This is a genomic window from Mesobacillus boroniphilus, assembly GCF_018424685.1.
GTDB lineage: Bacteria > Bacillota > Bacilli > Bacillales > Cytobacillaceae > Mesobacillus > Mesobacillus boroniphilus_A.
The window spans coordinates 1,112,247-1,124,873 of the sequence record NZ_QTKX01000001.1 but is presented as its reverse complement, the minus strand read 5'-3'; the positions used below and the strand labels follow the sequence as shown (position 1 = coordinate 1,124,873).

The window sequence follows — 12,627 nt, the reverse complement described above, 5'->3', positions numbered from 1 at the left end:
TTTTATGTATCTTGTTAAACTAACCTGCACCGTTAGTTGAACAGCAAAATATAAAAAGATAGATTAAAATGGATATTCTTATGCTATTAAATTGTTTTTCCAAGGAGTATTATCAGTTTATTTTTTTGCTTCGTTTCATTACTATTTGATTTTCAATATTATTTTCCCTTTAGTCCTACCAGACTCTGCATATTCTATAGCTTCTTGAGCATTTTCAAAAGGAAAAACTCTATCAATTATAGGTTTGATTTTACCAGTCTCAATGAAATTTGCGATTATACGTAATTGTTCTCCACTTGGCTTCATAAACAAAAATGTATATTGAACATTATGCTTTTTTTCAAGCGCAGTAAGTTTATGACTTGCTGCTGAAAACAACAGCGTTTTAAAAAATCCAGAACCATATTCTTTGCCAAAACGAGCATTCGGTAATCCCGAAACGGAAACAATTTTCCCTCCGCTTTTTATCACTTCAAATGATTTTTCGAGTATCTCGCCCCCAAGTGTATCAAATACGGCATCATAGTTTGTCAGTATCTCTTCGAATTTTTCTGTCTTGTAATTTATAATTTCATCTGCACCAAGTGATTTTACTAAATTCTCACCAGCTTCACTGGCAGTCGTTGCAACAGTGGCACCCATTAATTTGGCCAGTTGAATAGCAAAGGTACCTACACCACCAGCCCCAGCTTGAATGAAAACCTTTTGTCCCTTTTGTAATTGCAAATTGTCTATTAGGGCTTGATAGGAAGTTAACCCAACCAGTGGGATCGATGCTGCTTCTTCAAAGCTTAAATTTTTAGGCTTTAAGGCGATGTCATCTTCATGAATAGCTATATATTCAGCAAAAGTACCGATTTTACTTTTACGTGGACGTGCATATATTTCGTCACCAACTTTGAAACGAGTCACTTTTGCGCCAACCTTTGCAACGACACCAGAAAAGTCATTCCCTAAGATGAGAGGCATTTTATATTTAACTAACAATTTCACTTTCCCATCGCGTATCTTAAAATCAACAGGATTGATACTAGCTGCATGAATTTCTGCGAGTACCTCATATTCACCAATTTCAGGTGTGGGCATTTCTGCCAAACGCATTGGTACTTTCCCATACCTGTCAATAACCATTGCTCTCATAGCCTATACCTCCAAATTATGTCTGTTTATATTCCATCATTTGAATAAAAGTTCTGCATGAACTTATCAATATCTAACACAAGCGTTCTTAATAAACCTAATTCTGTACGTACATTAATATAATAAAAGTTTTTTGTACCTTCTTTACGCATTAAAATAACACCGGCATCTCGTAAAACCTTAAGGTGATGGGATACAGCAGGTCGAGAAAGATGTGTTTGTTCAGTGATTTCGCCCACACGTAATCCTGTTTGACAATCCGTCCCCATTAGGACTAACAAGATCGATTGACGTGTTTCATCACCAATTGCCAATAGTACTTTTTGACAATTTAAAAAATCCTCTTTGATCAATTTTAGTTGGTCCTGTTTATTCATTCAGTAAAATGCCTCCAATAATCAGTTTAATGGTTTAAGTTGATGAACCATATTGCTGAATACAACAATATACGATTGTTATGTTAGGTTCAATATTGAGAAAGCAAATCGAGACGAATACATCTAAGAGTGAAAGCATCAAAAGAGTCTGATTTAATAGCTAAATCAGACTCCTTATTTTTGTCTTTGCACCTCTTAGCAAAGCCCAATCATCCTTATAAAAATAAAACGTTACAAGTATCTAACGGCAATTTACAGCTGTAAAACTAACAAACCAAAAAAAACTTAGGAAATCACTTCTTTTCCTCAAAAGGCTGGAAAGACCCATCCTACATAACCTACAATGATTCCTGTTCGGCCCCTTTTACCTGCTTGGAGGACAGCAAGAATTCATAGGAATGCAGCATGAATTCGATCGCGAGCCGCTTTTCATGGTTCATAAAATCCTTTCCGAGCAGTTTTTCTAGTTTTTCAATCCGGTGGTATAGCGTTTGACGGACTACATAAAGGCGCTTCGCGGTTTCCTGCTTTGAGCCATTGCACGCCAAATACGTTTTCAGCGTTTCCATCAGCTTTCCGTTGTATTTTTTATCATAGTTGATCACCGGCTCTAGATATTCATCGATAATTTCCTTCAAATCCAGATGCTTGTGGAGATGGGAAATGAGCCTGAAAATATGTAAGTCGTCGTAAAAGTAACTGCCCTCATGCTGGCTGCAGCGTTTCTGGATCCGGATTGTTTCCATGGCAGTTTGGTAACTGAAAGGAATATTCTTTAACTCCTCCACATACTTTCCGATTCCGAGAACTGGCGTTGATTTGTTTTTGGCGATTTTAGTGTCATTTTGCAGGAGTTTTTGGATTCCTTCTTTCATTCGCTGCTTCCAGGTTCCAGTGTTCCTTTTATTGAGAAAAATAAAGATTAAATAGTCTCTTTTTTCTATTGAAAACAGAGTGAAGCCTTGCTGCTCAAAAACCGTCCTCGTATAGAGCTTAAAATATGTTAAGTCAACGTTGGAATAATGCTCAAATGGGTCCAGCCTGCACAAGCAGACAAAAGCCCCCTTTGGTTTAACCGCAGGTGTATGATATGCAAGATATTCCTGAATGGACTCCTCACTATACTCACCCTCAAGCCAGCTCATCAGCCATTCCGTTTCTTCCGCGTGCCTCTTTTCCTCGACATAATGCTTCCGTAAAAGAAACTGGGCGAGTGCTGTAGCCGTCCGGTCGAGGATCAGCTGGTCAAAGTCAGTGATTTGCCTGTCCCTGGAAAGGATAATCAGCTCCGCTTTGCTGTCACCAAGCAGTTGAATCGGCATGCTTGCAACTACAGGAGAGGGGGAAGCCAATGCGTGATTCTCAATGATGTTTAATAGTTCATCCTGTTCCTTCGCGCTTACTTTCGGCGTGAATTGAATATCATGATTGCCAAAGATTGTGACGACTTGAATATTTAAATATTGATGGATAAAAGTGAGGATTTCATTATGATCTTCAATCGTTAAAAGCTTCTTATTCAAGGCCTGTGAATAGCCTTCTAAGTCTGAAATCATTTGATATTGGTGATTGATAAGGAGAGTATGGATATCCTGGGTTATTTCGACAAACGGGACCTCTTGCTTAAAGAGGATGATCGGGAAATGATGCCCGTTGGCAAGATCAATGATTTCCTGCGGCAAATAAGATGAATAAGTACCTATTTCAATACATAGTCCCGCTGCTTGCGATTCAATTAACTGCTCGACAACCGAAAGGAATGACACTTTGTCCTCCTTCCAGGCAAGGCCTGTCGATAAAATCAGTTCATTTCCATTCAAAAGATTCCTGATCTTCGTCACATCAACAACATGAACCCATTTAACAATCCTGGCCAGTCCATCATGCCCAGCGACAACTTCAATATTTTCGAAGTGCTTTCTTTGCAAAAGGTCTTTTACTGAGATATAAGATTTCAAAGCAAAATCTCCTTTTTAATTAGGATATCCCCTACTATAAAAGAACCAAAATGCAATTTGTGTCGTTTTCTGTATATTTCGAATAATTCAAATGAACAATTTTACGGACATAAATTTTCAACCTCGTTGAAGACGGAGAATACATGAGACTTAAATAGTTCGCAAATCGAAAACTTTTAAGAATTTATTCATTATAAAATAGCCCTTGGGAAGAATAATAAAATAACGGCACTCATCGAGCCAGCAACTAGAGGAGATCATGCAATGGTTTTATTCATTTATATATTGATGAACGGAATTGCTATTATTTTTTTTATGAGGAAAAAGAAGCAGCTGCACATCCTTGAAATAATAGCATATTGGTTTCTTGCTTCTTATGTGGCCCAAAACTTCTCTGCCTTGTTCTATATGAATTTTAAAAATCTCTATATTCCTGAAAAACTGTCTTTTGAGTTTTCGCATTTCATCAGCCGAATCAATCTCTACCCTTTAATCATGGTGTTATTTTTAGATTATTATTTAACAGCGAATAATTTGGTTAAGAAATTTTTGTTGATGACGGTATTTGTGGCTATTTTAACCAATATAGAATGGCTGAATCACTTTTTAGGTGTTTTGATTCATAGGAATTGGCAGTTATGGTGGTCACCAGCGATCTGGTTTTCCGGGTTGCTATTGCTGATTGGTTTTATGAAGATATTTCGCATTTTATTATATCGAGGTGGCGAAGACAAATGAATGTAACGTTTGACTGGAATGAATGGTTCTTTATCATTTCTTCGTTTACGGCTTTATTTTTGTACTTGCCTATTCGTAAATATTTTTCTCCAGTACTTGTCATTTTAATTTGGATGTATAACATTTTCCTGGTTTCCAGCATTGACTACTTTTTGATTGCGACTCCTTTTAAAGTTTATTATTTTGGAGACAACCCAACCTACGAGCTTTCTGGAGCATTATTCCATTTTTTAATGTATCCATGTTCATCGTTATTGTTCTTGTATATATACGACAAATTCGAACTAAATGGGAAGAAGACGGTTTGGTACATTTTTGCATGGACAGTTTTTTCTCTATTTTACGAGTGGATATGTGTTAAAAATAAAGCGTTGATTTATACCGGCTGGAAGTTTTACTATTCCATTCCCGTTTATCCGCTGGCAGCTCTTGCATTAATTTTAGTGTTCCATTTTTTCAAAAAGAAGCTTCGGGAACTGTCTTATCAATAGAAAATGAATAAAAAAGAGGACTCTTCTGTAAAAGTCCTCCTACACCATACGTAAATTATGCAATGTGTCCTTCCTGTATCTCACGGAGCATTTGTTCAAACTGCATTTGATCATAAAAATCTTCGATCTCCCAATTGTCTAAAATCCAATGAACCAACTCGGCCGAAGAGTTGAACACCTCGCCACTTGAATCTGCTTTCTTGATCATGTACCGGCCATTGTCGTCATCGATTGTCACTTCACAAGGAAAAACATTGTCCCGGCACCTTAAAACATATTCCATTGCTCAACCTTCCATTCCATTTTAGGCTCCTGCCTTTTGCTGCTTCAATAAAAGGACTGAAAAATACTTTCGCGCATCCGGAGTAAGGATCTTCAGCGTTTCATTCTCGCCCTCGCCATTTTCAAACTCTACAAAAGCCCCGCTTAAATTCTCGGTTACTTTTTTGATTCTGTACCCTTGCTGAACCATAAAATCAAGCCGGTCTCTCTCCTGTAAAAAATCCTGGTACTCTGACAAAGATTGCACGCTCCTTCCGTTTAAGTGTTAATAGGATTCGTCGCTTCGGGAACTACGGCGCTTTCAACACCTTCGTCGATGGTCCAATCACGGCCCACTGTTATACCGAGGTATTTTTCATCACTTGGATCCTCGATTTCAGCCTGCTTGTATTTCTCAAACCACCAATATTTGGCCAGTACATAGTAGGCAATTCCCCCAACGGCAAAGCCAACAAGGAACGAGTAGGATGGCATCAGATAAGCAGCAGCCCCGCCGACAACCCATGCAATCAATCCTGCCATGTTGAAGCCATTCATGTATCTGAATTGTCCATGCTCCTCATACAGATCCTGGACATTTACACGCCTCTTACGAAGGATGTAATAATCCGTGAACAAGATCCCAACGATTGCCGACAAGATTCCGCCGATGACTAGCAAGGCCGGAATGATAATGCCAAAAAGACTCCATGGCTGGACTAAGATCCCAACAACACCGGCCATGATTACCCCCACCCAGAAAGGAATCTTTGGACCGCCGACATTGGAGAAAATCGTTGCGGCAGGAATGACATTGGCGGAAGTATTGGTTGACCATTGCGCCAGCACAATCATCAGCAATAGCACGCCTAAAATAAAACCGCTTGCCGCCTGCTGGAGACCGACAACAGGATCATAATTCAGGACGGCCACATAAGAAACGGCACCGATGATAACCATGAATGTATTGACAAGCGGCATTGCGACGATACTGCCGGCGATTTGTGCTTTATTGCGCTTAAGCCAGTTTCGTTCATTTTTTGGCGCTTTGAAAAATCTCGATAATGATGGCATATCTGCAGCAAGTGTTGCCCAGAATCCCATATTGGCCATGACTACAACCATGAAGGCTGTAAACGCGGCCCCTCCTGTCACCGGACTTTCCACCCATACCCAAATATCTCTTCCTTCAGCCAGTGCTTTATCTGACAATGCAACGTACATCCAGGAAGAAATAATGATGATGATTGGCGCTGCCAGGTCGGCGAAACGCTCAACCGCCTTGATGCCGAGCGCAGTATTCACCAGCTGTACCGTTGCGAACAATACGAAGCAGATGAACCAGTTATCAAAGCCATACAATAAATTCAAGATTCCATTAATGGCTGTTGCTCCGAAATAAGTGTTGATTCCAAACCAGCAGGAAGCAGTGATTCCGCGGACCAGCGATGGTATATGAGTCCCGAACGTCCCAAATGGTGCCCGCATATAGACGGGAAACGATAGTCCGTGTTCAACACCGATATCCCCGATGATTGTCATGAAAATGCCAATTGCCACTGAACCAACTAGCGTAGCCACGATCACCCAGCCTAGAGGCAAGCTTTGGATCCCGGAGCCGCCAATCGCAAACGCAGCCAAAACAACTGCCATGCCAACCCAGATAACTGCAAAACCAAAGGCACTAATTTTCCTGTCGCCATGGGAGATTGGCAATAAGTCAGGCGACTTTAAGTAACTATCTTTTTTACTCATTCAGACACCCCCACGTAAAATTTACTTAATTTTCTGAATTCAAAAGTCAAAGGGATATCAACCAATTCATGATTATTCTTCAAGTACACCTCCTTTAACAGCGACAGGATCTATAATAGAATAACCAGCAGCGAGAGAATCCCCCCTCGCTGCGGTTAGTAGAACTGGCTGGTATGAGATAGTAAAAATTTATTGCAGGGTGTCTTGCGAGTTATAGAGTGAGAGATTCCTTCGTAAGATTCGCTTGGTTTTCTCCATATTTAGCGCGCTTCAGGTACTGGCCTGCACCTGGCTTTCCAACGAAGGTTTTATCCCGAATGACGAATTCTCCACGAGATAGCACCGATACAGGCTCACCCGTGACCTTCATTCCTTCAAACGCACTATAATCAACTGCCATATGATGGGTCTCAGCCGAAATTGTCCTCTCCACAGTTGGATCAAATACCACGATGTCAGCATCCGCTCCAACAGAAATCGTTCCTTTCTTTGGATACAGGCCGAACAGCTTTGCCGCCCTTGTAGAGGTGACATCAACAAATTGGTTGAGTGAAATTCTTCCCTTCAGCACACCCTCAGAGAAAAGAATCGATACGCGGTCTTCGACAATTGGCCCTCCATTTGGGATCTTAGAGAAGTCACCACGACCCAGCTCCTTTTGACCTTTGAAATCGAACGAGCATTGATCAGAGCCGACTGTTTGCAGCTGGCCAGTCTTTAACGCGTTCCAAAGAACTTCCTGGTTCCACTTTTCACGCAGCGGCGGTGACCAAACATACTTTGCGCCTTCAAAGTCTGGCTTTTCCAGATACGACTGATCTAAGACCAAATACTGCGGGCACGTTTCACCCCACACATTAATCCCCTTATTCCTCGCTTCTGCAATTTTTCTGGCTGCATCTGCGCATGATACGTGAACGACATAAAGCTGGGAGTTCGCAAGTCCAGTGAAAGTCGAGGCTCGTTCAGTTGCTTCTCCCTCCACCTCAGCTGGTCTCGTTAGGGCATGGTAAATCGGGTCAGTATTGCCCTCGGCCAGTGCCTGCTTTGTTAAATACTCAATGACATCGCCATTCTCTGCATGGACCATGACAAGGGCACCCAGGTCCTTAGCAGCCAGCAATGTCTTAAACAGCGTTTCATCATCAGCCTGCAGCACATTCTTATACGCCATAAAAACCTTGAATGAGGTGATGCCCTCCTCATCAATGACAGCAGGAAGCTGGTTAAGGACCGCGTCATTGATTTCACCAATCATCAAGTGGAAGCCATAATCAATGACCGACTTCTCTTTCGACTTTGCGTGCCAGGTATTGATGGCATTTTGCAAAGGGACCCCTTTTTCAGTCAAGCAAAAATCAATGACAGTTGTCGTCCCGCCAAAGGCTGCTGCAATCGATCCTGTTTCAAAATCATCCTTCGAAACCGTTCCTCCAAAAGGCATCTCAAAATGAGTATGTGGGTCAACACCGCCCGGGAAAAGATAGCATCCAGTCGCATCAACGACCTCTGCCCCCTGGACATCAATATTGTCAGCAATCATGCTGATCACACCTTTTTCAATCAACACATCCGCCTGGAATGTATCCGTTGCGGTCACGATGATTCCATTCTTTATCACTTTTTTCATCAATTTTCCTCCTCAAAAGAAAGGTGTAGTGGGAATTAGTAGCTCAGTTATATTCATTATTGGTCCTTGAGACTGTTTTCGGGCATCAGAATCCGGATTCCGTTCCCTTTTGCTGACTCTCGAGCACTATACGGGCAAGGAAATCATGGTACCGTTCCTTTTCTCTGGCTCACCTGCACTATTCGGGTACTCAAATCCTGGTTTCGTTACCTTTCTCCATCTCACCAACACTCTTTAGGCACTCAAATCACGGTTCAGTCCTTTTCGCCAGCTCATCTGCATTCTTTAGGCAATGGATCACTTTGTAACCGGATCCACTCCGCAAGCCAGCACACCAAGTGCTGCCTGGCGTTCATTCCAAGTCATTGGCGGCAGCTCACTCTTCAACGCGACCATGTCGATCGCTCCATCAACCGGGCAGACGATCGAGCAGAGGTTACAGCCGACACAATCCTCTTCTCGCACCTTTAGGTAGCTGGTTCCATTGTCGTCCTTGAGCATATCAATGCACTGATGAGAGGTATCCTCACAGGCAATATGGCACTTATTGCAGTTAATACACGTCTCATTATTGATTCGTGCAACGACCTTGTAGTTCAGGTCAAGGTCACCCCAGTCAGAGTATTTCTGGACAGACTTACCTACAAGCTCTGATACAGAAGCAATTCCCTTTTCATCAAGATAATTGTTCAACCCTTCAATCATATCTTCCACAATCCGGAAGCCATGGTGCATCGCTGCGGTACAAACCTGGACTCCTGTAGCACCCATAAGCATAAATTCAACCGCATTCTCCCAGTTGGAAATACCGCCGATTCCGGAAATAGGGACATTGATCCGTGGATTTCGAGCACAATCTCCGACCATATGAAGGGCGATCGGCTTTACAGCTGGACCGCAATAACCGCCGTGCGCTCCTTTACCGCCAACATGCGGAACGGTATCCCATGTATGGATATCGACTGCTGCTAGGCTGTTGATCGTGTTGATCATGCTGATCGCGTCGGCTCCACCTTCGACAGCTGCCTCAGCCGTTACCGTGATATCCGTGATATTTGGTGTTAGCTTAACGATAACCGGAGTCTTGGCGACTTCCTTTACCCAGTAAGTCTGCTTCTGGACAAGCTCAGGCACCTGGCCGGATGCAGCACCCATTCCCCGCTCCGCCATTCCGTGCGGACAGCCAAAGTTCAGTTCGAGCCCGTCGACACCTACATCCTCCACTCGCTTCACAATCTCATGCCATTTTTCCTGCTTAGGCTCGACCATCAAAGACGCGATGATCGCATGGTTAGGAAACTTCTTCTTCGTTTCATAAATTTCTTTTAAATTAACCTCAAGTGGACGGTCGGTGATCAATTCAATATTGTTGAAGCCCGCCACTCTCTGGCCGTTGAAGCTAACCGCCGCAAAGCGGGAAGAAACGTTCAGAATTGGATCTCCCAGTGTCTTCCAGACAGCGCCGCCCCACCCTGCTTCAAAGGCACGCTGAACCTGGTAGCCCGAATTGGTTGGAGGAGCAGAAGCTAACCAAAACGGATTCGGTGACTGGATTCCCGCCAAATTGATACGTAAATCTGCCATACTCTTACCTCCCTTTGTCTATTAGGCTGTTTCCGGAACTGTGCTCGATACGAGCTGATGAATTGCGTAAGCCGTATCCTTTCCTTGCTGAGCTGCTGAAACGACCATGGCTTCACCCTGTCCTTTCCCAAAAATGACATCACCACAGGCGAACACTTTTTGGTTAGAGGTTTGATACGTTTGCGGATTAATCTTGACGACACCGCCGCTATGCTCCAATTCAAATTGTTCGAGCAGATCGACATATCTTGATTGGCCAATCGCTTTAATGACCGCATCCACTTCTAATATGAACTCCGATCCTTCGAGGGCAACCGGGCGCCTGCGGCCATCTTCACCTGGTTCACCGAGTACCATCTTCACGCACTCAATCGCCTTGACCTTTCCATTTTCATCGCCAATGATTTTCACCGGTGCAGTAAGCCAGCGGAATTCCACGCCATCCTGCTTGGCGAATTCATATTCAAAATCGTATGCCGTCATTTCTTCTAGCGTACGGCGGTAAAGGATTTTCACATTTTCCGACCCAAGTCGGACCGAACAAGTCGCACCATCGATCGCTGTGTTCCCAGCACCAATTACAACGGCTTTTTTTCCTAAAAATTGACTGTCAATTGGTTTCGTTTTTGTTGCCTTGACGAACTCAATCGCATCATACACTCCATCCAGGTCTTCACCATCGATCCCGAGTTCAGGAACTTTTGACATTCCGACAGCTAAAATGACGATGTCATGCTGGTCCATGATTTCTTCAACAGAAATATCGGCACCTACTCTTGTATTCGTACGGATTTTGACATCAAGGCTTTCAACCTGATTTACTTCCCAGAAGGAAATATTCTGCGGAAGCCTGAAAGAAACAATCCCATAGGTGTTCAATCCTCCTGCTTTATCCTCCGCCTCAAAAATTGTCACGTCATATCCAAGTAAAGCAAGCTCCCTTGCAGCCGACAATCCGGCAGGACCGCCGCCAACAACCGCAACCTTCTTTCCATTCTTCTCTCCAGCCTGGAATAGCACCTGATCATTTTTGATTGCCCAGTCCGTCGCATAACGCTGCAGGTTTCCAATCATGATTGGTTTTGTCGAATCGTTGAGCACACATGCCCCCTCACATAGCTCCTCTGTTGGACAGACACGGGAACAGCTTGCACCAATCGGGTTCGCGGTCATGATCGTTTTCGCCGAGCCCTTCAGATTACCAGAAGCAATCTTTTTAATAAAGGTCGGGATATCAATCCCCGTCGGACAGGCCTGGATGCAAGGAGCGTCATAGCAATACAAGCAGCGATTCGATTCCTCTATAGCTTCCTGATTCGTCAGGCCTGGATGCACTTCATGAAAATTCACCTGCAAATCTTCATAAGAAATTTTCGAGACATTACCTTTGCTCACTCAAACAACCTCCTTTTTAGAAAATCCTACAGAAAGAGGGCTTTACCTTCTGCCAATGTAAAGCCCTTACTGTTGTCTTGATTGTTATGGTAAAAGTGCCGTCATCTCCTCATACGTTTCCGGACGGCGGTCACGGTAGAACTGCCATGTATCACGTACTTCCCTGATCAATTTCTTATTCATTTCTCCAATGATGACTTCATCCTTGTCCCGGCTTCCCATCGCGACAAAGTTGCCCCTCGGGTCGACAAGGTAAGACTGTCCGTAAAACTCGCCCATATTCCAAGGTCCTTCAACACCTACACGGTTGATCGCGCCGACATAATATCCATTCGCGACCGCATGAGCAGGCTGCTCCAGCTTCCATAGGTATTCAGAAAGACCTGCAACAGTGGCAGAAGGATTCAAGACCACTTCGGCGCCCTTCAATCCTAGTAATCTCGCACCCTCAGGGAAATGTCGGTCGTAGCAAATATAGACTCCTACCTTCGCGAAGGCCGTGTCGAAAACCGGATAGCCAAGATTTCCAGGCTTGAAATAGTATTTCTCCCAGAAGCCGCAGCCCTGGTCGCCAACCCCTACATGCGGGATATGCTGCTTCCGGTATTTTCCGAGATACGAGCCGTCCGCATCGATTACCGCCGCAGTATTATAGTAGGTAGCGATTCCTTCTCTCTCGTAAATAGGCAGTACAATGACAACGCCCAACTCCTTAGCCAGCTCCTGGAACAGCTTAGTCGTCGGTCCATTCGGAATCTCTTCCGCAGCGTCATACCACTTTGAATTCTGTTCTGAGCAGAAATATGGCCCATAGAAAATCTCTTGAAGACAGATGATTTGCGCACCTTTATCCTTAGCTTCCCTGACCAGGCGAAGATGCTTTTCAATCGCCTTTTGCTTATGAACCTCAACCGGTTCGTTTCCATCCACATCGTTGGAAGCCTGGATGAGTCCTATTTTTACAGTGTCCGACATTTTTAAATCCCCCTCTTATATAAAAATAAATATTTGTCGTTTTTTGTAAGCGCTTACAATACTCGTGGTGAAAGGACAATTTTCTTGAGAGTTAATATCCTATGTACAAGTAACCCTCCTCTAAATATTTTTCTGAACATTTAGAAACTTATGTTTATTTTACAATTTCCTTTTCCTGTTTGCATTATACATAATGTTAAAAGATGTACAGTCATTACTATTCACTTTGTAAGATATCAATGAAAATACCAGAAAGGATAGAATCCTTCCTGGCAGCCATTAAATACATAATCTTAACTCAAGTACTATCTATTCGATTCATC

General features: G+C 43.2%; 12 protein-coding genes. 2 read left to right on the top strand and 10 right to left on the bottom strand.

Annotated elements, in window-relative coordinates; genetic code table 11:
• Window positions 1-141 precede the first annotated feature (141 nt).
• The 3 genes from DYI25_RS05715 to DYI25_RS05705 form a co-directional block, all read right to left on the bottom strand.
• Window positions 142-1,140, bottom strand: coding sequence for an NADP-dependent oxidoreductase (locus DYI25_RS05715; RefSeq protein ID WP_213367459.1), 999 nt, complete (start codon window positions 1,138-1,140; stop codon window positions 142-144).
• Window positions 1,141-1,166: 26 nt separating this feature from the next.
• Complete coding sequence (locus DYI25_RS05710; protein ID WP_213367458.1) at window positions 1,167-1,517, bottom strand: ArsR/SmtB family transcription factor; 351 nt, start codon at window positions 1,515-1,517, stop codon at window positions 1,167-1,169.
• Between the two features lie 338 nt (window positions 1,518-1,855).
• Window positions 1,856-3,475 (bottom strand): PucR family transcriptional regulator, encoded by a 1,620-nt coding sequence (locus tag DYI25_RS05705; RefSeq protein ID WP_213367457.1) that lies wholly within the window; start codon window positions 3,473-3,475, stop codon window positions 1,856-1,858.
• Window positions 3,476-3,739: 264 nt separating this feature from the next.
• Between DYI25_RS05705 and DYI25_RS05700 the strand changes: the two genes are divergently transcribed.
• A complete protein-coding gene (locus DYI25_RS05700) occupies window positions 3,740-4,213 on the top strand; it encodes a hypothetical protein (RefSeq protein ID WP_213367456.1) in 474 nt (157 codons plus the stop codon).
• A complete protein-coding gene (locus DYI25_RS05695; RefSeq protein ID WP_213367455.1) occupies window positions 4,210-4,704 on the top strand; it encodes a hypothetical protein in 495 nt (164 codons plus the stop codon). The genes DYI25_RS05700 and DYI25_RS05695 overlap by 4 nt, the downstream gene beginning before the upstream one ends.
• 55 nt (window positions 4,705-4,759) lie before the next feature.
• Here the strand turns inward: DYI25_RS05695 and DYI25_RS05690 are convergent, their stop codons facing one another.
• The 7 genes from DYI25_RS05690 to DYI25_RS05660 form a co-directional block, all read right to left on the bottom strand.
• Window positions 4,760-4,987, bottom strand: a complete 228-nt coding sequence (locus DYI25_RS05690; protein ID WP_213367454.1) for a hypothetical protein — start codon at window positions 4,985-4,987, stop codon at window positions 4,760-4,762.
• Window positions 4,988-5,008: 21 nt separating this feature from the next.
• Window positions 5,009-5,224, bottom strand: coding sequence for a hypothetical protein (locus tag DYI25_RS05685; RefSeq protein WP_213367453.1), 216 nt, complete (start codon window positions 5,222-5,224; stop codon window positions 5,009-5,011).
• 20 nt (window positions 5,225-5,244) lie between these two features.
• Complete coding sequence (locus DYI25_RS05680; protein ID WP_213367452.1) at window positions 5,245-6,720, bottom strand: NCS1 family transporter; 1,476 nt, start codon at window positions 6,718-6,720, stop codon at window positions 5,245-5,247.
• Window positions 6,721-6,931: 211 nt separating this feature from the next.
• Window positions 6,932-8,350 carry a dihydropyrimidinase gene (gene hydA / locus DYI25_RS05675; protein WP_213367451.1) on the bottom strand — a complete coding sequence of 473 codons (1,419 nt, stop codon included), beginning with the start codon at window positions 8,348-8,350 and terminating at the stop codon, window positions 6,932-6,934.
• A gap of 297 nt (window positions 8,351-8,647) precedes the next feature.
• Window positions 8,648-9,934 (bottom strand): NAD-dependent dihydropyrimidine dehydrogenase subunit PreA, encoded by a 1,287-nt coding sequence (gene preA / locus DYI25_RS05670; protein WP_213367450.1) that lies wholly within the window; start codon window positions 9,932-9,934, stop codon window positions 8,648-8,650.
• A 21-nt stretch (window positions 9,935-9,955) separates the two neighbouring features.
• Window positions 9,956-11,329: an NAD(P)-dependent oxidoreductase gene (locus tag DYI25_RS05665; RefSeq protein WP_213367449.1), complete on the bottom strand. Its 1,374-nt coding sequence runs from the start codon at window positions 11,327-11,329 to the stop codon at window positions 9,956-9,958.
• Between the two features lie 84 nt (window positions 11,330-11,413).
• On the bottom strand, window positions 11,414-12,304 hold the full coding sequence (locus DYI25_RS05660) for a nitrilase-related carbon-nitrogen hydrolase (RefSeq protein WP_213367448.1): 891 nt from the start codon (window positions 12,302-12,304) through the stop codon (window positions 11,414-11,416).
• Window positions 12,305-12,627: the final 323 nt, after the last annotated feature.